General features: G+C 69.7%; 10 protein-coding genes. 1 reads left to right on the top strand and 9 read right to left on the bottom strand.

From position 1 onward, the window contains the following. Window positions 1–3: 3 nt before the first annotated feature. From A5624_RS19675 to A5624_RS19635, 9 genes are read right to left on the bottom strand one after another with little or no spacing between them, the layout of a single operon-like run. The gene (locus A5624_RS19675; protein ID WP_066869704.1) at window positions 4–1,011 is read right to left on the bottom strand and encodes a sensor domain-containing protein; all 1,008 of its coding nucleotides are present in this window, start codon (window positions 1,009–1,011) and stop codon (window positions 4–6) included. A 12-nt stretch (window positions 1,012–1,023) separates the two neighbouring features. Continuing rightward, on the bottom strand, window positions 1,024–2,019 hold the full coding sequence (locus A5624_RS19670; protein WP_066869701.1) for a sensor domain-containing protein: 996 nt from the start codon (window positions 2,017–2,019) through the stop codon (window positions 1,024–1,026). Window positions 2,020–2,022: 3 nt separating this feature from the next. Further along, window positions 2,023–2,994 carry a sensor domain-containing protein gene (locus tag A5624_RS19665; RefSeq protein ID WP_066869698.1) on the bottom strand — a complete coding sequence of 324 codons (972 nt, stop codon included), beginning with the start codon at window positions 2,992–2,994 and terminating at the stop codon, window positions 2,023–2,025. A 17-nt stretch (window positions 2,995–3,011) separates the two neighbouring features. After that, complete coding sequence (locus tag A5624_RS19660) at window positions 3,012–4,166, bottom strand: hypothetical protein (protein WP_066869773.1); 1,155 nt, start codon at window positions 4,164–4,166, stop codon at window positions 3,012–3,014. A gap of 23 nt (window positions 4,167–4,189) precedes the next feature. Further along, on the bottom strand, window positions 4,190–5,122 hold the full coding sequence (locus A5624_RS19655; protein ID WP_066869776.1) for a hypothetical protein: 933 nt from the start codon (window positions 5,120–5,122) through the stop codon (window positions 4,190–4,192). Next, the gene (locus A5624_RS19650) at window positions 5,122–7,611 is read right to left on the bottom strand and encodes a hypothetical protein (RefSeq protein ID WP_066869695.1); all 2,490 of its coding nucleotides are present in this window, start codon (window positions 7,609–7,611) and stop codon (window positions 5,122–5,124) included. Before A5624_RS19650 ends, A5624_RS19655 begins: the two co-directional genes overlap by 1 nt. Next, the gene (locus A5624_RS19645) at window positions 7,608–9,650 is read right to left on the bottom strand and encodes a hypothetical protein (RefSeq protein WP_066869692.1); all 2,043 of its coding nucleotides are present in this window, start codon (window positions 9,648–9,650) and stop codon (window positions 7,608–7,610) included. Before A5624_RS19645 ends, A5624_RS19650 begins: the two co-directional genes overlap by 4 nt. A 1-nt stretch (window position 9,651) precedes the next feature. Further along, window positions 9,652–12,303 (bottom strand): hypothetical protein, encoded by a 2,652-nt coding sequence (locus tag A5624_RS19640; protein WP_066869689.1) that lies wholly within the window; start codon window positions 12,301–12,303, stop codon window positions 9,652–9,654. Between the two features lie 2 nt (window positions 12,304–12,305). Then, window positions 12,306–14,444, bottom strand: coding sequence for a hypothetical protein (locus A5624_RS19635; protein WP_232002285.1), 2,139 nt, complete (start codon window positions 14,442–14,444; stop codon window positions 12,306–12,308). On the opposite strand from A5624_RS19635, the gene A5624_RS19630 reads away from it, so the two are divergent. Then, on the top strand, window positions 14,443–14,635 hold a 193-nt coding region (locus A5624_RS19630), incomplete at its 3' end, for a hypothetical protein (protein ID WP_231997905.1). The genes A5624_RS19635 and A5624_RS19630 overlap by 2 nt on opposite strands.

Below are 14,635 nucleotides of genomic sequence, written 5' to 3'. Positions count from 1 at the left end.
TGTTCAGCTTGGAATCTTGTTGAGGATGAAGTTGGCGATGTCGAGTGCGGCCTGCTGGCCGCGGTCGGTGTCCACCAGTACGACATTGATGTCAACGACCACATTGTTTTTGGCGGCAATCGCTCGGTCGTTGCGCGACCGCAGCACCGGGCCCTGGGTGGTCAAAACCATGGCGGTGATGCCGTTTCCGGCGTCGGAGGGAACACCCATCGAGACCGCGACCGGCGCCGCCTGCTTGCCCGGAGGCGGAAGGATGTTCATCGTCGACCCGCCACATTTGCGCCATATCGACACCAGATTCGCCAACTGCCGTTGCGCGGCCGGCGGGTCCCGGAAGGACATGAGCGCCTGCCCCGCTTCCTTGAGTGCGGGTATGTCGTGGTCGTCGACCAGCACCAACCCGTAGTAACCCACGAGGGCCTGCGTGTCGGAGTTCGGAGCGCCGCCCCCCATGACCGGCCAGCACTCGGGGCGATCCACCGACGCGCTGTCGGAATCCGGGCCTGGCCTGAACGTCGGTGGCAAGGCAACGAGGTTGGGGTCCCCGACGAACCGTTTGACGTCGTCGATCGTCGGCAGCAGCGCGGGCAGGCCCGTCGGGGTGACCATGGACGACGGCGGGGACGAGCCTGCACCGGTCGAGGCTGGCGCGCTGGTGCCTGACGCCGTCCGAGATGAGCCGTCGTCGGACTGGGTCGCCCACGCCACCACGCCCACCACCGTCAGCGTGATGACCGCATACGACAGCATCAAGCCGACGATCGCGCGATCACGCCCGCGTTCACCGGAACGGCGTATCTGCGCCAGGCCCAGGTGGCCCAGGACCGCTCCGGCGGGCGCGAAAACGAACGCGAACACGACCGATAACGTCGCGAAGACGTTGGCGCGCCGCCGCTGCGGTGGCGGCGCAGTGTAGATGGGCGGCCCCGGCGGCATTCCCCCGTATGGGACACCACCGTACGGGGTTTGGCCGAAGGCATTAGGGCCGAATGGATTCTGCGGTTGGTTCATCGATGGGTCCTGTCAGCCCGGGATTTTGCCGAGTGTGTAGTTGACAACGTCCACTGCCGCCTGGTGCGCGCGATCGACGGCGGCGGCGCTCGCCCGCACCTCGATGAACACATTGTTCTTGACGGCCATGGCCAACACAAAACGCACCGGCTGTCCCTGAGCATGGACATCGATGGTGGTAATGCCCCCACCGGAATCCGCAGGCACACCGACCGAAAACGACACGACTCGACCACTGTCGGCATAGGTCAATTTCACGGTCGAGCCGCCGCATCGCTGCCATACCGACCGCAGATCACCCAATTGCTTTTGCGCCGTAGCCGGATCCTGCATGGCAGCCACGGATTGCACGGATCCCCTTGGGCCGCCCGCATTCTGAAGGTCGAAGAATCCCGACATGGCGACGCCCAGCGGGGTCACCGTGTAGGCGTCCGGGATGCCGATGGCGATCGTGGCCGCACATTCGGGCCGGTCATACGTCCCATCTTTGGGACTGAGCGGGGTGAGTTGGTGGACCGGGTCCTCGCCCTTGAGATTCGGATCTCCGGTGATGTTCCTGACGTCGTCGAGGCTGGGCAGCAATCCGTCCAGATTTGCGGGCGCGACGGTAGGCGGTGGGGGCGGTGTCGTGGTGGTCGCCGTCGTCGTCGCGCTGGGAGCGGTCGTCGTGCTTGGTCCGGCACGGTGCGTCGGTGGACTGCCGGCCTGAGTCAACCCGACGGCCAATGCGACGACCGCCACCGCGATGAAGACGTACGAGAGCGTGACCCCTACCAGGGCACGATCGCGACCGCGCTGGCCGGTGCGCCGGATCTGTGAAAGTCCTACGTGCCCCAGAATCGCGCCGAGGGGTGCGAATACGAACGCGAACACCACCGACAACGTCGCCAGGACATTCGCCTCGTCACGCGGTGCGGACGGCGGCAGCGGCGGTGGCTGACCTTGCGTCGGCAACGAACCGCCGAATGGACTGGGCCCAAATGGGTTGCCCTGCCAGGGGTTGGTCATGGTTCAGCCCGGAATCTTGTCGAGGATCTGGTTGGCGACGGCCGTGGCGGTCTGGCGGGCACGGTCCACGTCGTTGCCGGTGTAGGACACCAGCAGATCGATCACGACGTTGGCCTTCGCGGCGATCGCATGCACCGACAGGTCATCGCGCGCCGCGGCTTCGATGGTGGTGATGCCGTTGCCGGCATCGATCGGCTCGTTGAGCGAGAACGCCACGGTGCTCTTATTGAGGAACGTGATCTTCACCGGCAGGCCGCCGCACTGGCGCCACGCCGACGACATCTTCGCCAGTTGCGCTTGCGCCGCGGCCGGATCCGGAAACGCCGCGATGGCAGCGTCAATCGACCTCGTGTTGGCTGGGTCATCCCGGTCGGCGAAGACGGGCATGTAGTAGTTGACGAGGGCTCCGACGTTGTACAGGTCAGGCACGCCGGCATATAGAGCGCCGCGGCATTCCGGACGGTCGGTCGTTTGTCCGCCGGCCGCAACATCCTCGGGCCGGCGCAGGATCACCGCCTGTATCAGCTTGTCGTCACCGGTGATGGCTTTGGCGTCGGCGAGAGTGGGCACCAGCCGTGCCAGATCGGACGGCGTGATCGCGGGGCCAGCAGGCGGGGAAGCCGTGGTGGGGGCGGCGGTGCGGGCGGCAGGGCTGTCGGGCCGCGTGAGCCACACCACCAAAACGCCGACCACCACTGCGATCACCACGTACGACAGCACCGTCCCCACCAGAGCACGGTCGCGGCCGCGCTGACCGGTGCGCCGGATCTGCCGAAGCCCGAGGTGCCCCAGCACCGCCCCGACGGGGGCGAACACGAACGCGAACACCACCGACAACGTCGCCAACGCGTTGACCGGCGGGCGGTCCGGAGGTGGCACCGGCGCCGCATACACCGGAGGCCCGGGCGGGACACTTCCGAACGGCGTAGCGCCAAACGGATTGTGCTCGAACGGGTTCTGAGGTGGGTTGGTCATGTTCGCCGCGCCGAAACCTAAAGCACGCCGAAACTCGAGGTGACCCAACGGACCGGGTCGACGCACCGGAACGGCGCGATGCCCCGGGCGTGCAGTCGCTGCCCGCTCGGTGGCTGGCCGAGGGCCGAGACGACGAAGAAGCGGTGCCTCAGCCGCCTTGGGGTGGAGGGGTTTTCGACGCCGGCGATGATGGATCCGGCGTTGAGCCGGGTCAGCAGGCTACGCACCTCTTCGTGCAGCAATTGACCGTCGTTGTCGTCATAGAGCACCGAATCCGAGGGATCACGCAGATACGCGGCGCCCGCGTTGGACATCACCATGCTCCACTCGGAGCCATCGACGTCGCGCAGCGCCCGCAGCGCGTCGAACTTCGACAAGATGACCGCCAGCCGTGGTTCGCCGGATCCGATGGCCATCATCACGTTGTTGAGCACGCCGCCCGGATCTCCCCCGCTCACCATCTGCGGGGGCAGCAGGTCTTGGAGCTGATCCCGAATCGATTGCACCCGAAGCGGATCGAACATGAAGAACACGGCCTCGGCATTGCTGAAGAACCGAAACGGCGGGGAATGCAGGTTGCCGGACTCCATGTCCTCGCCGGCGACGTCGCGCAGCACCAGGTAACGCTGCACCCCGTGCCAGGTGCCCAGGCTGAAGATCAGTGGCTCGCGCTGCGTGGACGTCTGGGTCATTATCGTCGGCGTCGGCGGGATCAGGCCGCGCTGCACGAACAGCGGTGTCTCGTAATGGGTTGTGTAGGCGACGGCCGTCGAGCGCGTCGCGGGCGCCATCGCGAATCCGAGGTGTTCGCACAACAGCTGCAGTTGGCGAACCAGCACGGCGATGTAGAGGCTCTTGCCGGTCGCGCGGGCCCCCGCCATCGCAATGCAGTACGCCTGGCCTTCGCGCCATCGATCGGGCAGCGTGAAGTGGCACACCGGGCAGATCTCGAGGACGGGACCGCGCAGCGCCTGGGCGGCGATGTTCGGCGGCGGCGGGCCGTTGTACCCGGGCGGACGATCCCACCGGAACATCGGCCCGATGTCGGCCTTGGCGCCCAGGAACGCCGAGCCGACCTCGTCGTGATAGCGGGGTGCACCACTGGTGGGCGCCAGTGTCCACAAGTGGTGGTCGGGATCCAAAAGCGCAAAGCACCGTGGGCATTTGGTCAAAATCGCCGGGATTGCGGGCGCGGTCATGTGAGGGCCCGAACAAGCCCGGCGGTGATGTCATCGAGCACCTGCGGATGCGCGAGCAGTTCCGCGGCCGCGTCTTGCCCCGAGCGCGGCGCCGGCAGCCGCGGTCCGGCGACCCGGCGGTCATCGGACAGGGTGATCAACGCAAAGCCGCGTTGCACGCCGCTGACCGGGAAGTCCGAACAGGCCACGGTGGCGATGTCGGTGCGCAGCCGCGACCAGCGCGCGCCCGCCGACCATCGCGGCTGTAGCTTGCGCACCGCTTCGGCGAGCCCCGCACCCGGCCCGGCGGCGTGGTTTTCCGCAGCGATCTTGGTGACGTCGGCTCCGACGAGCACCGCGGCCACGTCGCGGATTCCGAGGGCGTCGGCTACCCCCACCGCCACGTCGGTGGCCGCCGCCGCGCTGCCATCGGCGAACCAGGGGCGCATCGACGCCGAACCGTTCAGTGCGACAACGAGTTCGGCGTGGGCCTGCTTGCGGTCCCGGCCGATGAGACGCCGCGCCGAGGTGCGGGCCGCGGCCGCCAGCGGGCTCAGCGCCGTGTCGGCCGCGGCGGTCACGGAGACCTCGATGTGGTGGCCGGCCGGGCGCAGTTCGGCGAACACCACCGCGGTGTCGCCGCTGACGTCCACCGGGTCGAACAGCACCTGGACGGGGTCGGCATCGTCGGGCACATCGTGGGCGATCGCGAGATGCACGACCGTACCGGCGCCGAATTGTGTTGTGAAGGCGGGGCGCACGGCGATGGTGACGGGACCGGTCAGCGAGGGCAGGACGACATGCTGGGGGCTGGAGCGCACCACGGCCTGACCCTGCGCGCCCTGTATGTCGAGGGCGGCGTCGTGTACCGCACCGCTGATCGAGACCGACAGCGGCCCGACGGGTATGTGGGCGCGCTGATTACGTGCGGTCAGGGCGTAGATCGGCATCAGGGGTTCCTCCACATCGGAGCCGACGGGGTAGCCAGCGGCGCTTGCCCGTCGGAGCGGCGGGCCAGCATGGCGCTCAGCAGCTTCCGGTATCGCCGCGGCGGCGCTGCCTCGTTGCTGCCGGCCATCCGCATCATCGTCGCGAGCACCGCCTCCTGGTTGTCTTCGCTGAACTGCCGGCTTAAGGTCAGTGCGGCGGCGGCCGAGGCCAGCACAGCATCGACGGCATCGCCCTGCTCGGCAGCGTCGCTGCGCAACAGGCTGGCCGCCAACACCTCTGTGGTCGTGACGATTTCGGCATCGGCGAGGGCGACCAGTTGCTCGGCGGCGGCCCCGGCCACTGCGCGATCGGCGGCAAGTTGAGCCGCGAGCACGGGGCGTGGCTGTCCGGCGATCACGCCCAGGGCCGCCAGCACCGTCACCCGCGCCGCGCAGTCGGCGTGCACCCGCCCAGGGCCCATCTCACCCAACGCCGTATCCCACAGCCCGCAGTACGCCCGCTGATGGGTGCTGATGTAGCCGCGCTGCACCCAGGACGCCGGGCTCACCGCGCGCAGCGCGGCACTTGCCACCGCGAGGTCATCGTTGTTGGCGGCGGTGATCTCGTCGGCCAGCCTCAGCAACGACTCACTGTCCGGTGCCCCCAGCAGCGTCGGCAACAGCGCCGCGGTGCTCAACGCGGCTCCGCCCGCCGCCAGCAATTGCGCCGGATCCCACACGTGACGGGCCGCCAGCTCGTCGCGGTATGGGGATCCGTTCGCCGCGAACCACCACAGCTCGGCGAAGCTGTCCGCGTCACTCGGATGGCGCTCGGCGCGCATGCCGCACACCGCCGCGCGGGTCCACGTCGCATCCCACGGCTGCGCGGCCAGCAGCTCGCCCGGCGTGGGCATGCTGGATCCGTCGGCGAACCAGTCCAGCACGGTGTCGCTGATCGCCGAGGCGCCTTCCCAATTCAGACGCAGCGTCGCGGCGGCCGCGGCGATCCGGGTTTCCGGGCCAAGCCGATGCGTCAGCCGTCGGGCCAGCGTGGGCCCTGCGTGCGGGTCGGCCAGCTGGGCCGCGACCCGATCGGTGAGGGCCTGCGTCAGGCGGTCGTCGTCGACGCCCGCCCGCAGCAGCAGATCGACCAGCTTGAGCAGTCGTTGCGGGTCACCGGTGGCGCCGGTCCGCTGCAAAGCCGGCCCGAGGGCGGCCGTCAGCGGCTCGGGAACCGGACGGCCGTGATAGGTGTTGCGGCCCAACGGAATCGGACCCAGTTGATCCAGCCAGGTGTCGTCGTCGATCGCCCGGCACAGGTAGGTCAGCGTGGCGTGCTCGCCGGCGAAGCCAGGTAGGTGCTGTTCGGCTGCCTTCCAGGCGTCGGATGTAGTCTGGCCGACGAGCGCCGAAAGCGCCTCGTCGACAAGGCGTTCGGTCGGTGATCCGGGGGCGATGCCCGCCGGCGAGTGCGCGGTGATGATCGCGTTCGCTTCGGGATGGGCGGCGGAGAAATCCTCGTCGGCGGCGATCGTGACGGCCAGGGGCCAGGCCGGGTGCAGGTCTCGATCCTGGGTTTGCGCGGCGCGGTGGTCGAGTTCGTCGAGCACCGCGAGGGCCGACTGCGGATCGAGCAGCACTTCCTGTGCCATCACCGACCAGGCGGTGACCTCGATCGCCTGGCCGGCAGCGGTCCGATGCGGATCGCCACCCAGCTCCCCGAGCGATAGTGTCGCGGTCTCGTCGATGACCACGAAACCGGTTGGGACCGTGTCCAAGTCAACGATGGGCACCGCGGCCAGGTGCGCGATCGCGTGCTGCGCCGGACCGAGCTGGTCGGCGCGATCGAAGGTGCTGAAGTTCAGGGTGGCCGCGGTTCCCGGCGACATGAGGAAACTCACCAGGCCGATCCACTGCGCGGCCGAGTCGACGGAGACCGCGCCCAACACCACGGGTGCGCCCCCGTCGAGCGCGGCCGCCACCGCGTCCAGCAATCCGAGCAGGGTGCCCACCCGCCAGGTGCTGGTGCCCAGGGCGAACGCGATCGCGGTTTCTCGGGTGACGACTTGCGCCGCGCCCGGCGGATCACCGGGCAAGGTGGCCCGAGCGACGGCCGCCGCACCGAACGGACGTAACCACGCCGGTGAGCCCCACCGCTGGATTGGTCGCAGCCGCGGCACCGAATCCGGTGCCCTGTCCAGCAATACGTGCGCGAACACGTTGCCCGGCCGCCCGGTGCTATCTGCACCCGCGGCGACGGTGTGCCAGTAGCCCGCCGCATCGCTGGCCCATCGGCGGTACTCGAGGCGCCGCGGCGCCGCGTCCAGCTGTTCCGGAGTGGGATAGTCGGGCAGCGGCGTCACCGGCCGATAGGCGGTGCGGACACCCGACGCCAAGCGCTGGGTTTCCTCCGCCGACAGCTCCCCGACCGTCTGCTTGACCTGCCAGCCCCCCGCGCCTCCCGGCTGGTCAAAGCTCGTGTAGGCGAGTTGGCCGTAGCGCGGCGTCATGGTGCGCCCACGCTGAGGCGGAGGCTGTGCACGGGCGGGTCCAGGAGCGCGATGGTGCGCAGCCGCGCCGCCGAGGGCGTGTTGACGAACAACCTGATCCATCCGCGCCGGCCCCGCAGATCGACGGCCCACGGCTCGGCGGTTCCCGCGGTGGTCAACGCCGACCACCGCAGTTCCTTGGACGGCGTGGCCGCCAAGCCACCCTGCGCGTCCAGCGGTGCCGCGTCGAGCGCCTCGCCATCGGTGGGCGACAACGGAATTCGATCCGGGTGGTTGATCAGCACGAAGGCCGGCGACCCGGGCACGTCGTATTCGGACCGCATATAGATGGTGGCGTGCGACGGTTGCCCCGCCGGGTCGCGGCTCAACTGCACCGCGTATTGCAGCCGCAGCAGGCCGGCGTACTCGCTGCTGCGGACGGCCCCGATGGCGCGGCGGCCGGCGGAGAAGGCCACCGGCGCCAGATGCAGGGAACACCCGCTCACCGGGAGCTTGCCGTTGGGCAGTTGCAGACCGCCGTACTTTTCGTATTGCTCGACGGTGATTTCGTAGGACGTGCCGGTCAGCCCGTTGCGCGGGTCGTAGCCCTTGGGCGCCAGGTACACCACGACGACGGCGGCGCCTTGCGGCCAGTCGAATGTCAGGACCTGCTTGTTGCAGTACTCGGCCAGTTCGACGTCGCGGATGGCTCCGGTGCGTACCGAGCAGAAGGTCTTGCCCAGCAACGCACGTCCCGCCAGCACGGTGACCGGGGTGAAGTAGGCGCGACTCCAGTCCGTCGGCCAGGACACCCCCGACATCATCGACCGCGGCCGTCCATCGGGGCCCGGCTGCTCGCTAATCGGTTGTGTCAAGCGCAAATCCGGGGTCAGCCCGATCTGCTCGAGCGCCGCCTCGGGCAAGTCGTTGGCCTCGGCCCCGGCCGCCGGGCCGGTCTGGCTGCGATAGATCACCACTTCGCCCGCGGCCGGCGGCTTCCAGGTGAGTTCGAAGCCCTCGGCCGACCCCGGTGCCGACGTCACCATCAGGTCGGTGACCGGTGTCAGGACGGCGGCGATTTCGACGTCGGCCTCCACCGCCGCCGCCAGCCGCAGCACGCCGTTGACCGGTACGGCCGCCCGAATCCGGTACAGGTAATGGCGGCCGGGAGCCGGGTCGGAGTCGACGAATCCCGCCCGATTGTCACGGTCGAGCAGGATCCGATGCTGGGGACCCTCACGACCGGCTTCCTCGACCGGCAACCGGGACACAAATACGGCGCTCACCGCCGACGGCACTGTCCAGCTGCCGATGACCTTGCCGTTGTCCTGTCGAACGACGCAATCGCGTACCGGGCTGACCGCGACACCCTCGGCGTGCTTGATGGGTTGCGCCGCAAGCGCTTCCGCGCGGGTCGCACCGACGTTCGTCCAGACCTGGTAGTAGCGCACCGCCGCGGCCGAGGGCAGCGGGTCGGCCGCGGTGGTCGCGGTGGTGGCCGCCACCAGCCGGGCCCGATCCGGGGAATACGGCGCGTTGTCCTCCTGAGCGACCAGCCGGTAGATCACCACGGCCTCGCCGCCCGCCAGGTACGGCGTCCAGGCCAGCTCGCGGCCGTCGGCGTCGTCGCGGGATGGTCTGACGGTGACCGCGGCCAGCGGGCCGGTCTGTTCGCCGAAGGTGTAGGCGGCGAAATCGCTGGGGCTCAGCGGTGGTTGGACGCCAGCCCCGCCGTCGGCCAGTGCCGCCGCGCCGGTCGGCTCACCGTCGGGTTCCACCGCGGACAGGCTTCCCGGGCGGTGATGGCGGCCCGGCGATGATTCCGAGTCCACCTCGGCCAGCACGGCCGCCAGCTCCTCGGCATAGTCGGCGACCGATCCGGGCAGCATCGCCCGAATCTGTTCCACGTCAGTGCGTCCGGAACGCAGTATCAGCCGCAGGTGGGTTTCCTTGAACCCCGCCTTGGACACCGCCCCGGAGTCGATGAGGCGTTGGCGCCACGCGATCAGGGCGTTCAGGCGGGGGTCGTCGGCGTCGCCGGCGTGCTGCGGATCGGGCATGCTAGAACACCAAATCCCCGCCGGGCGGCGCGTCGCGGTGCTCGGTGTGCGTGATCACCGCGGTCTTCTCCGTTTCGAATCCCGACGCGGCCGCCAGCGGCACCTCGAAGAGGGTGAAGTCATAGGGCGCCAGGCCGTCGCTGGCCTGCACCACCGTGGCCCGGAAACCCAGGCCGGGCCGGGCGATCGTGGCGGTATCGATGGCTACCGCGCAGCGGCCCGCGGTCATCGCCGCATCGGTGAACACCGAGCCATCGAAGGGGGCGGCTTGTCCCGGCCGGTGGTCGACCACCCCGGCCGCGAACTGCTCGGAGCCCACGTGCTGGCCCACCGCGGGCGCCAACACCGCACCGGTGAGCGCCGTGCCCACCCGGTCATCCTCGGCGAACATCTGCTCGACACGCTGCCACAGGGCATCGGCGCCGGTGGAATGCACCTGCCCGGAAGCCACCGCCGCCGACCACTGATCCAGACCCGAGGACGTCCGGAAACCCGGCATGCGATAGAGCATTTCGGGGTCCTCGCGCAGTCGGCCCGCCGCCTGGGTGACCATCTCCTGCCACGGCTTGGTCAGCCAGCCGAGCGCGTAGAGGCGGCGCTGGATGGCGTGTGCCGCGTCGTCGGCACGCTCCGCGCCGGGATCGGCGACCCCGACCTGTGCGCAGCGCGGTAGGCCGTCGGAAATCAGTGGTGCGGCCGAGCGCCCCGCCGGAGCGGGCCCGAAGGGCGCGCGCAGCACCGGCCCCAGCACGCGACACCAGGACAGGTATTGGCCGTAGGCGGTGGACAGGCGGCTGACATCCTGCAGGGCGGTCTGCAGATTCGCCTGCATCATCTCGAGCTGATTCTGTTGCGATTTCCGCAGATTCATCAAGGTGAACATGTCGCGCTGGGCGAACAGGAACAGCGTCAGCGACACCGCGATGTAGAGGCCGAGCAGTATGCCGCCGGTGATCAACGTGTATTTCCAGCCGGTGAACCCGGCGACCGCGATGCCGACCAGGACGACCAGCACTCCCAGCGTCGCCCAGGTCAGCGTGGCCAGGATGGTGCCGATGGCCTGTTGGCGGGCGCGCACCTTCTCGTCGATCGAGATCTCGCTGGCCGCCCGCTGGATCTGTTCGGCGATCTGCGCCACCTCGGTGCGGGCCCGCCCCAGGAAGTCGGCCAGGATCGATCCCGCCTGCCAGGCATAGCTTTTCGACGCGTGCTGCTGCCAGCGCTCCAGCTCGGTCGACGCCCCGCGGGCCTCCACGCCCGCGGCGGGATCGGAGTAGGCGCGTTGCAGCCGCTGGCGCAGATCGGCGGCGCCGAGCACGTCGGCCGGCTCCAGGTCGGTGACGCCGATCACCGCGGCCAGCGATGTCGGGATGGCCGTGAACCGATCCGCGCGACTGGGTACGACGTCGGCGGCGTTGGCCAGCACACCGACGCCCGCGCCCACCTGGATCGGGTCGAGCCCCTTGGCGCGGCGCCCGCCGTCGGCAAGGGTCAGCGCGCCGTTGACGAAGTCGATCCACAGCGGGCTGAGATCCTGGTGCGCCAGTTGCGCGTTGGCCGCGGATCCGCCGATCGCCGCGTTGAGCGTGTCGGCGCTGCGGCCGAGGTCCTGCCAGTCGGCGAGCTGACTGCTGGTGACCACCGAGAACGCGGATTCGCGGCCGCCGAACACGGTGCCCTGCACCGTCGAGGCCAACACCGCCGATACCGACCCCTTGACCGCCGACAGCCACGCCGACGGGGCGTTACGCAGGGCCCCGCCCATGAAGCGCAGGAACATCTTCAGCGCCGCCCAGATCGAAATGGCCTGCGTGGCAACGTCGTCGGCGCCCATCCGCGGCCCGCGAAGCACGTCGCGGTGTTTGGTCCACAGCGCGCGGGCCATCGTCTGGGTGGCCGCCGCAACGTCCTCGACGTAGAGCACGGGCACCTGGCCGCCGTGCGGCAGCGGCAGCCGTCCGGCCGGATCGAACAGGCGCGCGCGCAGCCGTCGTTCCACCTCGGCGGTGTCCAGGCTGCGGTAGAACGCGCGCACCGCGCGCAACGTCTGGCCCGGCAGGATCTCCACGCTGTCGAAGGGGGTCTGCTGCACGTCGGCCCACAATCCGGCCACCGCGGCGACCATCGGCGCGGCACGCTGGGCCAGATCCAGCGGTTCGGCCAGGTGTCCCCACGGCACCGCGCCCAGCCCGGGCGCCGGCGAATCCTCCGGCGCGATCAGCAGGTTGTGCCAGCCCTCCACGACCAGCGACGCGCTGAGCTGACTGGCTCCGGCCCGCCCACTGGTGAGCAACATCCGCAGCAGGGTCATCCTCGCTCCCCTGGCGGTGCTGCGCACCACCTGTTCGACGAACTGCTCGGCGGCCAGGGGCGCCCGCTGGTCCGCCGGAGCTTCGAGCGGAACCAACACCGCCACCCGGACCCGATCGTAGGGCTTGGCGGTCAATACCTGCTGCAGCACAACGGTTTCCGACCGCCCGTCGCGGACCATCGTCGCCGTTGTGGCTGGCCCGCGCGCATCGCCGGCGTCCACCCAGACGAAGACGCCCAGCAGTCCCGCGGCGGAGTAATCGCACAGGACACCGAGCAGCTCGTCGGTATGCAGGTGAGGAGAGACGATCACCGTGAGGGCACTGTCACTGGACACAGCCATGGTCAGAACGTCCCGCCCTCGGGAATCACCACGGGCGCACCGCCGTCGAGCACCGGACCGCCCGCCGCCGCGCCGGCCGCCAGCGCCTCGGCCTCGTGCTGGATCAGGTTGATCAGCGCGCCGGTCGCCGCGTAGACGTCGGGCGCCAGGTCGCGGAACATCGGCGTGTTCGACGCCGTGGTGCGCGTCGGCACCGTGGTGAACGCCCCGCCGGGGGTGGCCCCGGCCATGTCCGCCGGAAGATACTGCGCCGCAACGTCGCGGATGGTGGTCAGCCACTCGATCGCCGCCGCGGCGCGTGCGTCGGCGGTCTGGGCCTCGGCGATCCCGGGCACCCGGGACTGCACGCCGGGTGTGCTCGAGATCCCTTGCAGGAATTCACGCAGCAGCCCCTGGGCGGACAGCGCGACGATGCCGCTCGCGGGGTCTTGCGAATGCGCGTCGTAGAGCTCGCGCAGCACGCTGTAGGGCCGCAGCGATCGCATCACCGGCGGCTCGTGCGATTGCGCGATCGCCAGCAGGATCGATTCCAGCACCGCGGGCAACCAGTCGTAGGGGGCATGGAACGCCGACGGCGGCGTCAGCAGCGGGTTCGGGAAGTTCAGCCACTGCCCGCTGTCGGCGTCGTAGATCCGCACCGGCTCGGTGAACGGCGACGCCGGGATCTGGATGCGGCCCAGCAGCTGACCGACGAACCAGCCGCCGGTCATGGTGCGCCGCTGCTCATCGGTCATCGGCAGGGACGCCGAAAGCGGCCGGGAGCGACGGTATTTCCAGAAGGCGCCCCGCCCGGGCCCCGCGGTCTGCGCCCACTGCTGGGCGGCGGGCTTGAGCACCGAGTCGAACGCCAGCGGCGAATAGTTCGGATACGAGCCGAAGATGTCGATGCGGGTCACGCTGTCCTCGTCGGACAGCGAACGCCCGTAGTTGTCCTTCGTCGCCTGGTCGATGCGCGGATTGTTGCGGATCACCTCGAACAGTTCCCGGTCGACGGGTTGACCGGCGAAGGGAATCTCGGAGAACTTGTAGCGGTACTCGGTCTGCTGACCGGGGTGCACCCGCTGCAGGGCCTGGTCGTTGACGCTGGCCAGCGGTCGCGCCAGCGACAGCGCCTCGGCGAACTTGGTGGCGATGTCGCGACGGCGCGCCACCAGTTCGGACTCCGAGGCGCCCGCGCCCTGCACGTAGTCGCGCAGCGACACCTTGCAGAATTCCGCGAACGACTCCCCGGGCCGCTCGACGTACAGCCGGGCCCGGCGCAGCAATTCGACTGGGCGGGTGTGGATGTCGAACTGCGCGATCGAGGGAACCCGGGCGCGGCCCGTCTCGGGGTCGGTGCCCAGCGCGCGGGTGACCCAGGTGGCGGTGCGCTCGATCAGCCCGCCGGGTGCGGCCACACCGCCGGTGGTCTGCCACTCGCCCAGGATCACCCGCGCGGTCGCCTCCTCGATGGCCGACTGCAGCGGGATCATCGCGTTGGCGCCGGCCACCGCCTTGGGCAGATCGGCCTCGTAGCGTCCCTTGAAGGCGGTCGAATTGATCAGCAGCACTTCATTGTTCGCTTCGGCGAACCGGCTGGGCACCAGCTCGTCGGCGTCCGCCGGCCAGGCCGCGTACTGATCGGTGGCCAGGCGGGCCAGCCCGACGTCGGTGGGCGGCTCCGAACGGGCGATCTCCAGCTGAATCATGGCCTCGCTGAGCCGATCCCGCAGCGGCACCAGCAGTTCCACACCCACCACGCGCATCACGTCGGCGATGCGGGCGGCCGCGTCGGCGAACAGCTGACGGCGCACCGTCGCGCGGAATCCGTCCACCACGGCCGCCACCACCTGGTCGGTGTTCGTCATCACCCCGTGCAGGGACCTCAGTCCGGCGTCCACCTGCGGCGAGATCGCCACGATGTCGGGCGGGCCCATGTTGCCCAGCTGCGCAACCCCGGCGGTCAGCTGGTCGTCGATGTGGCGGCGCAGCTGGTCGACCACTTCACGCGCAAAGGGCAGCCCCAGCGACGCGATGGCCGCGCCGACCACCTTTTCGAGCCGGTTGGCGAAGTCCTGGTGCCACTGAAAAGCCATGGCGTAGGCCGCATCCGCGCACGCCCGGATCAACTCGGCGCGCCGGTTCTGCACGGCTTGGCGCATGATCGGCACCGAAGCCTTCACCGCCGACGCCGTCGCCGCCACGGTCAACGGTCTGATCGACCGTCAGCTGCGCAACCACCTGCCGAACCCGGAAGGCGTCGCGGCCGAACAGTGGGTGCCGATCATGCGCCAAGCCGTGCAGAACCGGCGCGCCGAGTTGATCCGGGCGTGCGCGGATGCGGCCTACGCCA

The sequence above is a fragment of the Mycobacterium sp. 1482292.6 genome, from assembly GCF_001672995.1.
GTDB lineage: Bacteria > Actinomycetota > Actinomycetes > Mycobacteriales > Mycobacteriaceae > Mycobacterium > Mycobacterium europaeum_A.
The sequence above is the reverse complement of the archived record's forward strand: the minus strand, read 5'-3'. Positions and strand labels throughout refer to the sequence as shown.

Bases quoted from the DNA above. Each gene is read 5' to 3' on its own strand.
- A5624_RS19675 (WP_066869704.1), bottom strand. From the start codon at position 1,011: ATGAACCAACCGCAGAATCCATTCGGCCCTAATGCCTTCGGCCAAACC.
- A5624_RS19670 (WP_066869701.1), bottom strand. From the start codon at position 2,019: ATGACCAACCCCTGGCAGGGCAACCCATTTGGGCCCAGTCCATTCGGC.
- A5624_RS19665 (WP_066869698.1), bottom strand. From the start codon at position 2,994: ATGACCAACCCACCTCAGAACCCGTTCGAGCACAATCCGTTTGGCGCT.
- A5624_RS19655 (WP_066869776.1), bottom strand. From the start codon at position 5,122: ATGCCGATCTACGCCCTGACCGCACGTAATCAGCGCGCCCACATACCC.
- A5624_RS19650 (WP_066869695.1), bottom strand. From the start codon at position 7,611: ATGACGCCGCGCTACGGCCAACTCGCCTACACGAGCTTTGACCAGCCG.
- A5624_RS19645 (WP_066869692.1), bottom strand. From the start codon at position 9,650: ATGCCCGATCCGCAGCACGCCGGCGACGCCGACGACCCCCGCCTGAAC.
- A5624_RS19640 (WP_066869689.1), bottom strand. From the start codon at position 12,303: ATGGCTGTGTCCAGTGACAGTGCCCTCACGGTGATCGTCTCTCCTCAC.
- A5624_RS19635 (WP_232002285.1), bottom strand. From the start codon at position 14,444: ATGCGCCAAGCCGTGCAGAACCGGCGCGCCGAGTTGATCCGGGCGTGC.